Below are 16402 nucleotides of genomic sequence, written 5' to 3' on the forward strand. Positions count from 1 at the left end.
TTTTATCACCCCCTAATTTAAATAAGCTATTCCACTAAATCCACCGACAAAGCTAATTTCTAAGTTATTTATATCAATATACTTTGTATCTCCAACAACCTTATTACCTCCACTGTCTACTACTGTTACAGAAGGATATTTACCAAGACCGTGAGGAATTTTCCAAACTTCTTTTGGTGAAATTTGATTGAATGTATATGACTTATCATACCCTCCACCTCCTGATGAGCCACCAGATGATGAATCAGTCATTTGCTTTATTTTTTCTCCTAAAGTAGGAATTGGACTTCCAAAAGTAGGTTCAACTTTAAATCCATTACTTTCATATACTTCTCTAATTTCTACAACTTTATTATCTACTCTAAGTCCTAATTTTTTATTTAAAGTTGTTACTATATCCCCTAAGTCCCAAGTCTTTTTATACTCTCGAGTATCAACTTCACATTCAAATGATTGTATTTGTTGAGATTCAGAGAGTTTAAGCCTTCCTCTATCTATTAAACTTCCACCTTCTTCAATATCCCTAGCGTCTATAAATGTTTCCCTTCTATCAAATCCAGTCAACTCATTACTGATAATTTTAATCTGTCTACCTGCACCTTCACCTTGCCCAGCCACATAACCAACATTTTTATAACCTACATCACTTTCAATGTAATTTTGCTTAAGAATATTGTCATAGTCTTTACTAAAAATAGCTGGAGGATTAATTCCTTGACCATAACTTAGATTTTTTCCTTCTAAAACTTTAAAAATAAACTGTTTATTTCTGTAATCTAAATCTATAGTGAATCCAAGGCCACTTCCCTTAGATAGTTTTGTCAATTCATCAGATAAATTTTTATACCTAGTTTGAAACTGTAGCCTATCCCCTCTATTTTTGGAGGTATCAACTATTAACTTAGGTATTTTTCTATTAATATCAGTAGGATCTACTGCATTGGTCTCCACTAAACTAATCATTATATCTTCAACATTGCAATTAAAAGAATGATTATCTTGTCCAGCTGGTGGAACAGTAATTCTTTGGGTTAACCAGTATAAAAGTGAAAAGCCTTTTATGGTAATATCCTCTGTACTTTCCTCATTGATTTCTATATGCTCAATAACTCCTGTTCTATTTCCATCTTTATTAAGCATTATGATATTACCTTTTTTAATTAAAGTTTTATCTATCTTCGATAAATGAAATTCAAACTCTCCATAAGTTTCCCATTTTCTTATATAAAAAAGAGAAGTGAAATTATCCACCTCTCCAAGAAAATTTATATCTTTATCAAATATTCTTATGTTAATGTTTGTATCCATATGGAACCTCGCACACTTTCTACTGGTCTCTCTGGTTGAATAAATACATTCCTCCAACCTTTTGCCTGTTGAGAATTAAACCACCTATCAAATTGATCTGTAAATCCTTTAAGCATACTGTTAAACTCCATTAAATTTTTAGGTCTTATGGCTCCACAAAGCTCTTTTCTATACCTCTCATCAGTTATTGTTATACTTCCACTTCTAGGTACATAAATCTGTGCTAAAGATAATTCATATATTAAATTATCCCTTTGTAGTGTTGGAGGCTGTGGTTTACTACCTGCTATTCCATTTTTAATCTCTATAGTAACTTTACTATTACTTATATTAAGTCTTATAACAACTCTATCTATTCTGTCATAATTGCTATCTGGAGAAACTGCAATTGATTTTACACTATCATTATAAAGGTAAAATCCTTTAACTATTGCAAATCCTCTATCTACCTTTATAGTAGATGCTTCGCTTGTAACTCCTAATGTCATAGTATTATCATCTTTTACACTTAATCCACTTTCATAAATGTTATCAAAGTACCTATTAAATTCTTCTTGACCATATTCCTGGTCTCCATTAAAAAATCCACTATGCTCCAAAATTCCCCCTCCTATACTCCTATACTCCTATATACCTATTTCTATATCTTATTTCTACACTTTGAGGTTCTAATTCATTATCTGTAGTATATTCAATCATATTGTCACCAGGCTGCAGCTGAAAAAAGGTAGAATCTAAGTCTATGTAGTGAAATGCATTTTGTCGCATACCATTACGCTCAATCTCTACCTTTTTGTTTCCAAACTCAGTTGTTATATATAAAGTATCATCCGAGGTTAATGTCCTTTCAACCTTGATAAATTCACCAGTAGCATGATTTATAACACTTGGATTAACTGCTGGTCCCCTGAATATTATCTCTACTGGTGTATCAACATGTCCATCATTATAGATATTTTTTTTAGGTTCTCCTTTTTGTTTAAATCTAAATGGCAGCTTAAACTTAAACTTCCAACCACCAATAAAAGTTGATATTGTTTCACCAATAATAATATCTTCAAAATAAGGATTTGGACAAACTAAATTAAGATTGAAACTTAATGGCTCATGTAAACTCTTTCTTACTTCCTTAAAGCTTTCTACTTCATATATAATGTATCTCTCCACTCCACAATAATTAACTGTTAAAATCCCCTGTGATTTAGGATTGAAAAATTTAATTACTTGTTGACGCTCTATCTTATCATTTTTCAAATTACAATAATCAAATAAAATAGATATATCTCTAGGTAGTATTTTCTTTTTACTTGTATATCCACCATCATATTGCATATAGTTTTCTATAGTTATTTCATAATCAGAGCTTTCAATACCTTCAATTTTAATTAATTTATAATCATCTACAAGTTTTAATGTTTTATTGTTACTTTGAAATGTTACATTAATAAATTTTCTATCCAAAGGCTAATTCCCTCCCAACTTTTCTAAGAGCTCTAGCATTTTCACTTGGCGTTCTTTCAGGATTAACTATTGTTACATTTTGAGTTACTCCATTATCATTGTTATTAGTCACTGTAGCTGGAATGTTTCTATAACTGCTTGATGTAACTCTCTCAGTAGTCATAGCAACTTCATAGTCTACTGCTGTTTTCATTTTGTCAACTAGATCGCTCATATTTGCATCAATATCTTTTTGTAAGTTTGGAGTTTCCATATCAACCCCTACTCCAATTCCTTGAACTAAGTATTTACCAACTTCATCTCTCATCAATCTAGATGGTGATTTTATCTTAAAGAATCCTTTAATCCCATCTATTATATTTCCTGCAAAATTCCCAATGAGATTCAGTATCCAATCACCCATACTACTGATACCATTCCAAATACCTCTAATAAGGTCTTTACCTATATTAAATCCACCTTTAAATATATTTTTGATTGCATTTAATGCATTAGTTGCAACAGAACTAGCAGAATTACCTAAGAAACTTATCATAGAAGAGAACCCTTGTCCTATACTAGAAATCAAGTTTTTACCCCAGCTTAGACCACCTTTAAATATATTAGTTATCGATGTTCCAACCCATTCAGCAACACCGTTAGCTACATTACCTATATTAGCTTTCATAGATAAAATGCCATCTTTAATCCAATTGATTAAGTTCTTACCTAATCCAGCCCAATTATATAAAGTAACTGCATTTACTATAGCCATTATAATTTGAGGTATGTTAGCTATCAAGGTTGGTATACTATCAATCAATCCTTTAATAAGCATCATTAATATTTCTATACCTGCTTGAAGTATTTGAGGTAAAGTCCCATATATAGCATTAGAAAATTCATTGATTATTCTTGGCACTTCAGAAATTAAAGTCGGTAAAGCAGTAACTAAACCTTGAACTAAAGCTAATATAATATCTATTGCAACATCTAAAATTAGAGGTAAATTTTCAATTATCATACCACACATAGATATCATTAGATTTATTATAGTAGGTATCAAAGCTGGTAAGTTTGAAGCTATACCTTGTCCCAGTGTAATCAGCATTTGCAATCCAAGTTCTAATAACATAGGTAGAACTTCTACTATACCATCAACCAAAGAATTAAGTATTTCCATAGCTGAGCTGACTATAGATGGCAAATTACCCTTTATTCCATTTACTAAAGTTTTTATTATATTAACCGCCGAATCTATCAGCATTGGTGCTGCACTTACCAAACTGTTTACCAATGCTCCTACCACTTCTATTCCAGAATCAACAACACTAGGCATTATCTCCATTATTATATTAGGTATTTGCCAAGCGAATTCTTGAATAAATATACCTATTCCTTCTAAAGTCGTTTTTATCCTCGGTAATATGTTTTTTCCAAAAGTACTTATACTAGTAACAAGATTTCCTACAACAGTATCAAAATCTGCATTATCATCCGCAAACGCAGTAAGCATATTCTTCCAAGCTGACTTCATCGCACCAAAACTTCCTGAAATAGTCTCCGATGCTTCTAAAGCTGTTGTACCTGTTATTCCTAGTTCTGTTTGTACTACGTGAATTGCTTCGATTATATCACTAAAATTGCCTATACTATATTCCATTCCACTTAACTTACCTGCATCTACAAGAAGTCTTTGCATTTCTTCTTTAGTTCCACCATATCCTAATTTTAAGTTGTCTAACATAGTATAGTTCTGTTTAGCAAACCCTTGATAAGCATTTTGTATGCTTTCCATAGAAGTTCCCATTTTATTAGCATTATCCGACATATCAGTAACAGCTTTATTTCCTATTTCAGCTACTTTTTGGGTATCTCCCCCTAAGCCTTGTAACAAAGATGCCGAGAATCCTGTTATAGTACTCATATAGTCATTTGCAGATAATCCAGCAGTCTTATAAGCATTATCAGCATATTTCATAACTATATCACTACTATCTTTAAATAGAGTTTCAACTCCACCAACTAACTGTTCATATTCAGCGTACTGTTTTGTTGATAATGTAGTTAATGCAGTTACAGCCGCACTAGCAGCAGCAACTACTCCTGTTATCGCAACCGATCCAGTTTTGGCTAAGCTACCTAATTTACCACCTAGACTTTTAATACCACCTTCTGCACCTTTACTGTCAATTTGGGTATCAATTATAATCCTTCCATCAGCCATTCATTCACTCACCTACTTTCTTTATAAAATAAAAAAGCACTATTATTAGTGCTTTTTATTTACCTATATTATTTTTTCTTTTTAATTTTTCCAATCTCTTAATATAACCACCTTTAGTACTATCATCGAGATTTAATTTAATAGCTATTTCACATATTCTAATAGCTTCATCATAATTATTTTCTTTTTCTAAAATAATTGTAAGTTGTTTAAATGAAGGCATAAAAGGAAACTCGCCGTTGCCAATACCTCTAATTGCCTTTTCTTCTTGTAAAGCCAACTGAATATCTAAATAACAATATTTTTTTGCTTCTTCAATATCTAATATATCTCTATTTTTAGGTTTGTAGTAAAGTTCAATACATGCATTATAAAAAAAGTGAATATCAATAGGATCATGTCCCCAAATATTATTATCATATAAATAAGAAATAGATTTATATGCAATTGAATAAACTTTTTTATAGTTGCCAATATATATTAAAGAAACTATTGCCTTGAAATCATTATTATTTAATCCAGGACTATCCTTAAAAATATCAATATTTCCTAAAATCTCATACTTATAATAGTGCTCAATTATCTTCTTTTCATCCTTAGAAAAGCTATCCCATAATTTAATTAATCCTAATTTTTTATAATATTTAGGTTCATTATTAAACCACATAATATCCCTCTTTTCCTTTTTATAAAATTATAATACAAAAAAGAGATTTATTACAATAATTTACTTACATCTCTCCCATTTAATAAAGCTTCTTCAATAGCATTCAGCTTTTCTCTTTCATCTTTAGACATAGGAATTTTATAAAGTTCTTTCATATGTTTATAATAAGCCTTTTGTTCATTATCCTTAATTTCAGCTAAATTCATACTTCTGTATCCCATAATTTTAACTATCATATTATCTTCTTTAAGGCTTTTAAACATTGCTTTAAACTTCCACCAGTGCAAATACTTTATATCTTGCAAATCAATGCCATATTGGTCCATAAATGCAGAATAAATATAATCATCATCATATTCAAACGAATAAATTTGAGTAGTTCTACTATTTTTACTATTGCCTTTAGTTGATGTAACATCCTTACCACATCTATAAAACCATAGCATTTGCTCTATTGCTTCTTTAATGTTTTTAGGGATAATCGGATAATAAAGTTCTAGTGCCATAAAGATCTTTTCTTCCTCTGCAATAGTGTTATCTTGCATTAAAAGCTCAAATAAAATAGAGGTGCGAAAATCAGAGTTAATCTCATAATCTTCACCCTCTATATTTATAGTTTTAGGAATAATATCAATAAGTAAATTCATTATTTCTTTCTTCGCTGAGCTCTATTAGGAGAATACTTAGTTGAAAATTTATTAATTTCTTTCTTCTGCTCATTAATTTGTAAAAGAAACTCTTCTAAGGCCTTTAAGCAAGTCATCAAATTAACTCTATCCCCAAATATCTTTTTATCAGCACCCTCTCCAAACATAGTATTAAATACTTCAAAGATACTCTTACATATTGTTCTTATTCCTTGTGCACCTTCTAAAGTTTTAACTTTCTCTTGTATCTCACTAATCCTTGCCATAGCATCCTCATACTTTTCAGCAACATCAAGATCATATATATCTATGTCCTCTAATTCAACACCATTTACTTTCATTTACTATTCCTCCTAACCTTTAGCAGTGAATCCTTCTGTAAAACTTTTTTCATCGGTTTTAAAAGTTCCTTCAATTGGGTCACTTTGCCCTAAAAAAGTACCACTGATTCCAAGCTCTCCATCATTATCATCAAAACTATCTACTGCTATCGCAATTTTAAACTTTCTTGCTCTATATCCTGCTGTTTGTGCCTCTTTATCCAAATCAACTATAATATACTCTGTTTCTGTTTCAGCACCTGTCTTTTGCATTTCACCAATTTCTCTTATATATTCAATAGCTTTATCAGAAACTATTTGATCAGTATTAAAACTAGAACTCCATTCATATCCATTAACAGATTGACTTGCACTTGATTGATTTATATATCTTTTAGAAGTTGTTTGTGCACTAGGACTTTCATTTAACTCTGTAAATCCTGTACCTAGTAATTCAAAAGCTTCATTAACCTTTAAATAATTGGCTTGTACTTTTCTTTTTCTTATACTCATTTATTTCATTCCCCTCTTAAAATATTTTAGTCTTAAATTTATTTGATACTGAGCTGTATCTTCAGTTACTGCAAATGCATACCCGGTAGATGTAACTTTAATTTCTAAAGGCTCTAACCCATTATCGAGTACTGGAAATATTTCGTTATTATTGTTTATTTCAATTTCATCTGCTAATTTTTCATAGAACCCAGAATTATCAATGTTTGTTAAAACATCAACGCCATAAGGCTCCCTAGATGTAAATATAAAAGCATATTGCCTTATACTATCCCCATTAACATACTTTTTAATTATAGGATCTATTGGTACTTCCTCTATGGAATAAGTATCTATATTTTCTTCTAAAAAATTCACATTTACTCTTATAGCACTATTGAAGGTTTCTAGACATTTTAAATTTCTCATATAATCCCTTAATGCTTTAATTATCATTTAGCTCTACCTCCACAAAATTCGGCTATAGTTTTTACTATTTTATCACCGTTATCTATCCACATGCGCTTGTCCCATTGCTTACCTCTTAGTCCACCTTGGTTTAATCCTTGCTTACCATTTCCTTTATTAAGATAATATTGCTTCCGTGCGTATGGAGCATTATAAATAATCTTATCTTTCTGTAACTCAACATTCATATCTTTAAGTCGTCCACTTAGGTATGGTGTACAGTTATTACAATGCTTCGCTACTTCCTTTGTAAATTTAATCTGCCCTTCACCATTCCTATTAAGAGCTCTCTTTAATAATATCTTTTGAGTATCATTCATTTTAATTCTTACTGTTGTAGCCATAGTTACACACCTTCTACTTCAAAATGACCTGAGAGTTCAGTAACAGATTTAATTGTTATTACATCATCAAATTCTTTTTCTAAATCTGAAATACTATACGGTTTAAATCCTATAACTTCAAAGTCTACTTCACTTTTAACGATTTTATCATCTACACCAATAGTAAAATACTTTTCTCTATCTAAAGGTTGTAGTTTAGCAAATCTTTTAGGACTAATATAATTGTCTAACTTATCAATAAAAACAATTGTACTATCCGCTATAAGCAATCCTTTATCACTTACAGTACCATTTCTTTTAGCTTGCCAGTTTACACCTTTGATAACTGTCCTTTGATACTTGTAGAGCTCACTGAATAAATCATAGTATTTATTATAGATAGTTATATCTGCATTTTTAATTAAAACTGCCATAATATCACCTCTAATAAAAAAGCTTTATATAAGGTTTTGGTAACATTGCTTTAATGTCATCTGTTACGGTCCATGCCCCCGAATTATCCTTATAGCTTATTGATTGATTTCCTTCTGATATTGATTTTATATCAGCATTTTTAGCACTTTTAGCATTTTGAATTAACTGATCTACTGCAAAATCATATTCAGATAAAATGTAACTATCTTCCCATTCGACATTTAGATAATTTTTAATAACAGCTATTGCCTTTTTTTCTTCAATAGAAATTCCCATTATTAACACCTACTCTTTAGGTTTTTCATTTTCTTTTTGCTTCCCTATAAGTTCAAAACCTTGTGCAATAAGCTTATCCTTTGTATCTTTATCATTAGTTACTTTAACAACGTTCATTCTCTTTAATTTATACTTAAATTCCATGATTCAATCTCCTTTCAGAAGAAAAGGACTAGGTTAAATACCTAATCCTAAACTAAAGCTTCCTTTATATTTACTCTGCAAATTTTTAATGCTTCATCCATTATCCAAAGATCATGATATTTCCTATAATCTAACTTCCAAGCATCAGCATCTTGGTTTGTGTTAGGGTCGAAAATTCTAACCTTATCAGTTTTATTAACTGCAATAGGTGCATACATTGGAGTTATTATCCAGTTAATATTTTTAGCCTCTGCTGCTGCTACAAATCCACCTGCAGTTTGTCCACCACTTTTACCATCATAGAATGTGTAAGCTGTTTTCATTCTTGCGCTTGGAACTTTAACAATTGGATGTCCATCAAATGATTTTACTTTAGTTATAATATCACCTTTAGTAAATTCAGTAACATCTAATCTTTTGCTTATTTTTTCATTGTCATCTAGTATAGCAGCTATAGGAGTTGACATTGTTATAACCAATGGAATATCTCCAACAATATCCTCAATTGCAGTTATATCAGCTTTTAAAAGTTTTAAAACATTTGTTTCATCTATAGTATTCCCCCCACTTGCTACACTTCCAGCTATAGCTAAACTTGCTATTTTTGAATATCTGTATGCATCTATTTCAGGAACAACCTTGGTAGATTGGAATTGCCCCATAGCATTTGTAGCATTAGCCACGAAATTAGACTCATTTACGTCCATAGAATCTAACATAAATGTTCTTCCTCTATCTTGTGTCATAGTTTTAGTTTCATATTCAAGAGTTATTGAACCTTGAGTAAAGCCATTTGCTCTAGAATAATCTCCTAAACCATCCATGTTCATTTTAGGAATTTTAACTTCCTTACCACCATTGTAAATAACTTGTCCAGCATTAGCATCCATCCAACCAGAGGTTAATTTTGCTACTGCCGCCTTGTCTAAAGCTTGTTGAAATAATGTTGCGTATGCAATTGTATTTGCCATATTATCATTCTCCTTTAAATTTAAATTTTACATCATCATTTTTGCTAAATCATCTACAGTTAAATCACCAGCTCCATTTTCCCCTGGTGGAGTATAACTACCATTAGCAATTTTTTCTTTTACACTTGAACTAACTATCCCTTCCACATAAGTTGCAAAATTGTCAATCCTAGTATTCGTTGTTTCATCATCATCAGTTAAGAAATAGTCAATCATTTCTCCTGGTATTTTCTTCTCTGCTAGTACGTCTTTATACTTGGCCACTTTTTCAGCTCTTTCGGCTTTTGCTTTCTGTTCATTGAAGCTTTTCTCAAGTTCTTCAATCTTGATCTGCTCTGGGGTTTTCTTTTTACCTGTAGCCTTAAGAACTTCATCATTAATAATTGTTTGTAAGTTATTAGCTTTCCATGTTTCTAAAGCCTTATTAGCGTGTGTGTCCTTTTCTGAATCCATAAAAGACTTAAATTCTTTTTCCGTTAATTTAGTCTTAAACACATCCAATGTAGGTTCAACCTTAAAAGCTGCTTCAACATCAGTTCCTTTAAAAAGTTCATTAATGTCCTCTTCATCTTTTAATTTTTCTAAAAGCTTTAATGCATCTGATTTTTTCATAATTAATATTCCTCCTCTATCCTCTAGACTGCTGTAAAACACCCTAGAACATAAATTGTTTTGTATTTCAAACAGTTTAAAGCCATGTTTAGGGCATAATAAAAAGCCTTAGTTTCCTAAGACTTAATTAAACTCTTTCGTATGTCTTTTCAAATATATCCGGTTTACATGGATAAATTTCCCCATTAATGCCCTTTATAATGTAATCACCTTGGTTAGCTTTCATACTTCCTTCTAATGTCTTTATAAGCATTTCACATGTTTTATCGGCTTCATAATTTACAAACCAAATAGTACCTTTTTTAATTGCTTCAATTATCCACTTTGGGTCTTCTACTTGGTTCATGTCTCCAGTCCACTTAAAAGCTTCAATTACAACTGGTTTCTTTCTATACTTAGCCATATTCTCCTCCTTAATTTTAAATATAATAAAAGACCTTAATTACATTGTGATTTAGGTTTATTACACCATTTACATCTGTAACCAAAGTCTTTTTGATAAACTATTTCATGTTCATGATTCCTAGTATTAAATATCTGTTTTAACTTTTTAATAAGCTTCAATATAAACATCTCCTATTCATATACTTCATTAAACCCTCTACATAAAGGATGAATAGCTCCAGGAGCATTATCTAAATCAAATATAACTCCATCGAGTTTTGCACATTCTTCACATGTTTTAGAATCAAGAACCTCATTTCTTCTTACTTTCTTAACTCCAACCTCTTTACAAAAGCGCTTAAATGCTTCATCTTCACATCTATTAACTTCTGTTTCTACTAATCGTTTAGTATTATAAGCACCATTGTTAAAGGTCTTCTCAATTTCTTTTTTTATTTGATTAACATTAATCTTTCCATTTAGAAAATCATTAATTTGTTGATGAAGTTTTCTAGCTACAGCACGCTCATTATCCCAGACCCTCTCGCTGAAGTGTTTTCCTTTGAAATTATTATCAATAATCTTTTGAACATCTTTTAAATTAGCATTATAAGAGTAAAACTTAAAAGTTTTCTTTACAGTATCAACTAATATGTTTGATATAATGCTCTTTTGTGCATTCCCTTGCTCTTTTGCAGACTTAAGAAGTATATTAGATAACCTATTGCACTCTTTCTTTTTATCTGTTCTTGTAAGGCTCATTAATCCATCTAGAATAGTGTAGGATAACATTATTAAAGCTAATTCATTAAGTAAATTATCTCTACTCTTCCTTTGCTCTTTATAAACTGCTTTTATTTCTTCTTCTGCATCATCATAAAGACTTTCAATAAAATTTAATTCTTCTTCATTTTTATTCTTGTGCATATTCATCACCTAAAGTTTTATCTATATCAATCTCTGATTCATTTTTCTGAGTCTCAATAAGCTTTATTTCCCTATCTGGATTATTCACAAAGCTTAATTGAGCTAAGGCAGTTTTTAAAGATATATTCTCTCCTATTCCAAATTGGCTTAATGTTTGAGCCATTAGCAAATCGTCCTGTGGAATATTTAGTGTAAATTTGACAGATATATCTCTATAATCATAATTAATACTTTCAAGCTTATTAAATAGTTTTAGTAAAAAATACATCCTACCCTGAATAATATTTTTCATAGATCCTTCACTATCTCTCACCCTTTGCTCTAATCCTATTAATCTATTTCTTAAAGCACTTCCAGAAATATTACTTTGCATCTTTTCATTAGTATCAATGTGATTACTAATTTCATAGATGTTTTTCTTAAGAATATCTAAGGTATTTTGAACAAATGTATCATTTATGTCTTTAGTTAAAAATTTTATTATTACCTCTTTCTCATTGACATTAATAATACCTTTTTCCTTCATATAATCTAGTTGAGTTTTACCATGTTCATCTTTGGTTTTATAATCTATATTACATCCAAGCATAATTAAATACGCTAATCTATAATCAGATATTTCATTAACTATATCACTTAAGTTAGTTTCATATGCATCCTGTAAGTCCTTAAGTTCATTGAATAATGTATCATGTTCTTTATAAGTACTTACATCTCCAACTTTTACAGGAACTTCTCCAAATAAATTAATAGTTGGTTTAGAAACTTCTGTAAAACTATCATCAACATGATAAATAAACTCTGGAGTATAGATATCTATATATTGATTTGTATCAAATTTCTTTTTAAAAAATCTAAAAAACATCTCGGAATTTCCAAAATCATCAGTAAACAAATATCCATCTCTAGGACTAACTATTTTAGAATTAAATAATACTTCTTCTCCTATTTTAGAAGTATAGTATAATTCATATACACTTCCATAAGATAGCATATCTCTAAGTAGCATCTTGTCATGATTTTTATTCCAATGCGATAATTTAAAATTTATAAATTCAATCTCTTCAGAATTATCACTTTTACTTATATAAGTTGGTTTATTAGATAAAAGATATGATACTTCTTCTTTTATAAATTTCTTAATAAAATTAGTCCTTACTTTTAAATTGCTTCTTTTAGGGTTGTGCTTATAATCTTTATAAGCTTCACTCTTCCCAGTAACACAATAATCATAAATCTTATCATAAATAATTTTTCTAGCTTCAAAATCACTTTTTATATTATTTAAAAGTTCTTTATTATCATCTAAAAAACCCATATAAACCCTCCTTTCTAAAATAATGCTGATCTATCAAAAAATGATAAAGTAATTTTTTTAACTCCAATTTCAGTTGTAACCCCATACCTTAATGAGTCTAAGCTATGGTTGTATTTATCTATAGGAACATTGATATATTCACCATCTTTCCCCTTCTTCCATGTATAGTTTTTCAACTCCTCAACTACCCATGTAAGCTTAGGATGTACTATGATTTCATATTGCTGCAGTAGGTTAATACCATTAATAATACTATCTTTACCCTTTACAGCTCCTCTAACCCTTGACAATCCATTTCGTCGCAATTCTTCAATACTCTTAGGTTCTGCACTATCACAAGTGATAACTTCTTTTCCATATCCCATTTTAATAATATTCTGTGCGATTTCATCATTCAAAAGGCCTTTCTCTTCAAATCCATCAAATATCCATATTCTTTTATTAACTTCATCTAATATTTCAGCTCCAAAAGCAGTAGGGTCGTTAGTGTAACCAAAATCCAGATTAAATATGGCTTTACTATCTTTAACCTCTTTTAAAACTTTTTTGTAGTCAAAAGCTTCAACCTTCCAGTTTGTATAAATTAACTTATCTAAACTTGCAAATTCACCTAAAGCATAAATATTATAATAAGCTGGATTTGTTTTCTTCATTTCTAACAAGTTATCAATATATTCCTGTGGTAAAAACTTATTATCTTTATAAGTGGTATGCAGAATTACTGTATTATCCTTGTTATAGTCTGCATCTTCTGCAAACCATCTTTTGTATACCCAATTTTCTTTACTAACTGGGTTGAACATACAATGTACCTGAAGCATACCACTTTGACTTCTAAGTCTTAAACATAGTTGGTCAAAGTCAAACACATCAATCTCTGTACATTCTTCAATTACTATGTCATCAATATCAGCAATGGATTTTATCTTTTCTGGATCATCCATACCCTTGAAAATAAAATAGCTACCATTAGGCAGCTCAATTGTTAAATCTGTTTTATTAATTTTACATTGGTCATATAAATGCCAATCACTTAGGATTGACTTAACCAATGCAAAGCATGAATCCCTCAAAGTATTACTTACTTTTCTAACTACCAGGCACTTACGATTGGAAAACTTTAAATACTTAAATACCATCTTAGCAAATACAAAGTGTGACTTACCACTTCCAGCACCACCATAGAATACATTAAATCTAGTATTATAATTCTGTAACTGTGGTAGATATACATCATTAAAGCATTGCTTAGATATTTTAAATTTTGTATTACTCATAGTAGTCAATCACCTCCTTATAAATAAAAAAGGAATAGAATTAATCTATCCCTTAAACCTTTTATTTAAAATATTTTGTACTTTTGTAAATGTACTTTTAGTAATTATAACTTCATGTTCTCCAGTTACTTCAATATTACCATGGCTTACAATGCCTGTATAAAAGTTATTTTTTAAAATAACTGAAATAGCTTGTTTGCTAAATTCTTTTCCTCTATCAGTTCTATAGCCTTGAGAATTAATTTTATCAGCTATCTTTTGAAGTGAGTTATTATTCAATGCAAGATTAAATATTTCCTTAACTATCGCAGCCTTCTCCTCATCAATCAATATCTTTCCTTTTTCCCATTTATAACCCATTGGAGCTACACCACAAGGTTTTGAACCACTCTTTGCTTTAGTTCTTCTGCCTTTTGCAAGTTTTAATGATATACTCATTCTTTCATATTGGTCCAATAACTCCATCATACCATTTATTAGAAAATCATTAGGATCCTTATTGTATATGCTATATGTCGGCTGTTCAATGCTTATTACATCTGCACCTGCTTTTTCTATTTCTCTTCTAACCAGTACCTTTACAATATCACTTCGCCATAACCTTGAAGTATTTAATACTACAACCTTATTGATTCCATTAAAGCTGCTAAGTAAATCATTTAGCCCTGGTCTATCTGCTTCTGTACCTGTTAAACCTTCATCACTGAATATATTAACCAGTTCTAAATTGTTTTCTTTGCAATACCTCTTTATAGATTCTTCTTGTGTCTTTAATCCATATCCTTTTTCCACTTGTGTTGCAGTACTAACTCTTATATAGCCATATACCTTCATTCTAAAGGCCCCCTTTGTTTTGAAAAAATATTTTTGGGAAGCGCCATACGGTTTTAGGTATACTATTTAGAATGGTACCCCCCTACTTATACTTTTATTATAAGCCTTTAGAATAATAACGTCAATTATCATTTATGATTATTCACTATATTGTATCTATTACATTGATATTACTTAATTTTCTCACCATTGTACTTTAATCCTCTAGTGATACCTCAATGGTCTTGTTAGTCTGCTCTATCTCCTGCTTATCTACCCACTTGTAGTTATTCTTGAGGGTAAATNGTAGATATACATCATTAAAGCATTGCTTAGATATTTTAAATTTTGTATTACTCATAGTAGTCAATCACCTCCTTATAAATAAAAAAGGAATAGAATTAATCTATCCCTTAAACCTTTTATTTAAAATATTTTGTACTTTTGTAAATGTACTTTTAGTAATTATAACTTCATGTTCTCCGGTTACTTCAATATTACCATGGCTTACAATGCCTGTATAAAAGTTATTTTTTAAAATAACTGAAATAGCTTGTTTGCTAAATTCTTTTCCTCTATCAGTTCTATAGCCTTGAGAATTAATTTTATCAGCTATCTTTTGAAGTGAGTTATTATTCAATGCAAGATTAAATATTTCCTTAACTATCGCAGCCTTCTCCTCATCAATCAATATCTTTCCTTTTTCCCATTTATAACCCATTGGAGCTACACCACAAGGTTTTGAACCACTCTTTGCTTTAGTTCTTCTGCCTTTTGCAAGTTTTAATGATATACTCATTCTTTCATATTGGTCCAATAACTCCATCATACCATTTATTAGAAAATCATTAGGATCCTTATTGTATATGCTATATGTCGGCTGTTCAATGCTTATTACATCTGCACCTGCTTTTTCTATTTCTCTTCTAACCAGTACCTTTACAATATCACTTCGCCATAACCTTGAAGTATTTAATACTACAACCTTATTGATTCCATTAAAGCTGCTAAGTAAATCATTTAGCCCTGGTCTATCTGCTTCTGTACCTGTTAAACCTTCATCACTGAATATATTAACCAGTTCTAAATTGTTTTCTTTGCAATACCTCTTTATAGATTCTTCTTGTGTCTTTAATCCATATCCTTTTTCCACTTGTGTTGCAGTACTAACTCTTATATAGCCATATACCTTCATTCTAAAGGCCCCCTTTGTTTTGAAAAAATATTTTTGGGAAGCGCCATACGGTTTTAGGTATACTATTTAGAATGGTACCCCCCTACTTATACTTTTATTATAAGCCTTTAGAATAATAACGTCAATTATCATTTATGATTATTCACTATATTGTATCT

The 16402-nt window shown here is 30.3% G+C and carries 21 protein-coding genes; all 21 read right to left on the bottom strand.

What is annotated here, in order from left to right:
- Positions 1-12: 12 nt before the first annotated feature.
- The 21 genes from BN1075_RS18235 to BN1075_RS18330 all read right to left on the bottom strand — a co-directional run bounded on the left by BN1075_RS18235 (position 13) and on the right by BN1075_RS18330 (position 16244).
- Positions 13-1308 (bottom strand): siphovirus ReqiPepy6 Gp37-like family protein, encoded by a 1296-nt coding sequence (locus BN1075_RS18235; protein ID WP_042387442.1) that lies wholly within the window; start codon positions 1306-1308, stop codon positions 13-15.
- The gene (locus BN1075_RS18240) at positions 1287-1907 is read right to left on the bottom strand and encodes a hypothetical protein (protein WP_040194754.1); all 621 of its coding nucleotides are present in this window, start codon (positions 1905-1907) and stop codon (positions 1287-1289) included. Before BN1075_RS18240 ends, BN1075_RS18235 begins: the two co-directional genes overlap by 22 nt.
- A gap of 19 nt (positions 1908-1926) precedes the next feature.
- On the bottom strand, positions 1927-2769 hold the full coding sequence (locus BN1075_RS18245) for a phage distal tail protein (RefSeq protein ID WP_040194756.1): 843 nt from the start codon (positions 2767-2769) through the stop codon (positions 1927-1929).
- Positions 2762-4975, bottom strand: coding sequence for a phage tail protein (locus BN1075_RS18250; RefSeq protein ID WP_052406637.1), 2214 nt, complete (start codon positions 4973-4975; stop codon positions 2762-2764). The genes BN1075_RS18245 and BN1075_RS18250 overlap by 8 nt, the downstream gene beginning before the upstream one ends.
- Positions 4976-5030: 55 nt before the next feature.
- Positions 5031-5642 (bottom strand): hypothetical protein, encoded by a 612-nt coding sequence (locus BN1075_RS20960; RefSeq protein ID WP_052406638.1) that lies wholly within the window; start codon positions 5640-5642, stop codon positions 5031-5033.
- Between the two features lie 50 nt (positions 5643-5692).
- A complete protein-coding gene (locus BN1075_RS18260; protein ID WP_040194757.1) occupies positions 5693-6289 on the bottom strand; it encodes a bacteriophage Gp15 family protein in 597 nt (198 codons plus the stop codon).
- Positions 6289-6630 (bottom strand): DUF6673 family protein, encoded by a 342-nt coding sequence (locus BN1075_RS18265; protein ID WP_040194758.1) that lies wholly within the window; start codon positions 6628-6630, stop codon positions 6289-6291. Before BN1075_RS18265 ends, BN1075_RS18260 begins: the two co-directional genes overlap by 1 nt.
- A 12-nt stretch (positions 6631-6642) precedes the next feature.
- Positions 6643-7122, bottom strand: coding sequence for a hypothetical protein (locus BN1075_RS18270; RefSeq protein WP_040194759.1), 480 nt, complete (start codon positions 7120-7122; stop codon positions 6643-6645).
- The gene (locus BN1075_RS18275; protein WP_040194760.1) at positions 7123-7557 is read right to left on the bottom strand and encodes a hypothetical protein; all 435 of its coding nucleotides are present in this window, start codon (positions 7555-7557) and stop codon (positions 7123-7125) included.
- The gene (locus tag BN1075_RS18280; protein ID WP_040194761.1) at positions 7554-7913 is read right to left on the bottom strand and encodes a minor capsid protein; all 360 of its coding nucleotides are present in this window, start codon (positions 7911-7913) and stop codon (positions 7554-7556) included. Before BN1075_RS18280 ends, BN1075_RS18275 begins: the two co-directional genes overlap by 4 nt.
- Before the next feature lie 2 nt (positions 7914-7915).
- Positions 7916-8326: a DUF6751 family protein gene (locus BN1075_RS18285; RefSeq protein ID WP_040194762.1), complete on the bottom strand. Its 411-nt coding sequence runs from the start codon at positions 8324-8326 to the stop codon at positions 7916-7918.
- A gap of 10 nt (positions 8327-8336) precedes the next feature.
- Positions 8337-8603: a hypothetical protein gene (locus tag BN1075_RS18290; protein WP_040194763.1), complete on the bottom strand. Its 267-nt coding sequence runs from the start codon at positions 8601-8603 to the stop codon at positions 8337-8339.
- 9 nt (positions 8604-8612) lie between these two features.
- The gene (locus BN1075_RS22390) at positions 8613-8747 is read right to left on the bottom strand and encodes a hypothetical protein (protein WP_268871550.1); all 135 of its coding nucleotides are present in this window, start codon (positions 8745-8747) and stop codon (positions 8613-8615) included.
- 47 nt (positions 8748-8794) lie between these two features.
- Positions 8795-9718 carry a hypothetical protein gene (locus tag BN1075_RS18295; protein WP_040194764.1) on the bottom strand — a complete coding sequence of 308 codons (924 nt, stop codon included), beginning with the start codon at positions 9716-9718 and terminating at the stop codon, positions 8795-8797.
- A 27-nt stretch (positions 9719-9745) separates the two neighbouring features.
- The gene (locus BN1075_RS18300) at positions 9746-10330 is read right to left on the bottom strand and encodes a DUF4355 domain-containing protein (RefSeq protein ID WP_040194765.1); all 585 of its coding nucleotides are present in this window, start codon (positions 10328-10330) and stop codon (positions 9746-9748) included.
- A 127-nt stretch (positions 10331-10457) separates the two neighbouring features.
- A complete protein-coding gene (locus BN1075_RS18305; protein ID WP_040191046.1) occupies positions 10458-10733 on the bottom strand; it encodes a hypothetical protein in 276 nt (91 codons plus the stop codon).
- Positions 10734-10906: 173 nt separating this feature from the next.
- Positions 10907-11641 carry a minor capsid protein gene (locus BN1075_RS18310; RefSeq protein ID WP_040194766.1) on the bottom strand — a complete coding sequence of 245 codons (735 nt, stop codon included), beginning with the start codon at positions 11639-11641 and terminating at the stop codon, positions 10907-10909.
- On the bottom strand, positions 11628-12959 hold the full coding sequence (locus tag BN1075_RS18315; RefSeq protein WP_042387444.1) for a phage portal protein: 1332 nt from the start codon (positions 12957-12959) through the stop codon (positions 11628-11630). Before BN1075_RS18315 ends, BN1075_RS18310 begins: the two co-directional genes overlap by 14 nt.
- Before the next feature lie 14 nt (positions 12960-12973).
- Positions 12974-14236, bottom strand: a complete 1263-nt coding sequence (locus tag BN1075_RS18320) for a PBSX family phage terminase large subunit (protein WP_040194767.1) — start codon at positions 14234-14236, stop codon at positions 12974-12976.
- A gap of 45 nt (positions 14237-14281) precedes the next feature.
- Positions 14282-15070, bottom strand: coding sequence for a recombinase family protein (locus tag BN1075_RS18325; protein WP_042386741.1), 789 nt, complete (start codon positions 15068-15070; stop codon positions 14282-14284).
- 385 nt (positions 15071-15455) lie between these two features.
- Positions 15456-16244 carry a recombinase family protein gene (locus BN1075_RS18330; RefSeq protein WP_042386741.1) on the bottom strand — a complete coding sequence of 263 codons (789 nt, stop codon included), beginning with the start codon at positions 16242-16244 and terminating at the stop codon, positions 15456-15458.
- Positions 16245-16402 lie beyond the last annotated feature (158 nt).

The organism is Clostridium culturomicium, assembly GCF_000821305.1.
GTDB lineage: Bacteria > Bacillota > Clostridia > Clostridiales > Clostridiaceae > Clostridium_J > Clostridium_J culturomicium.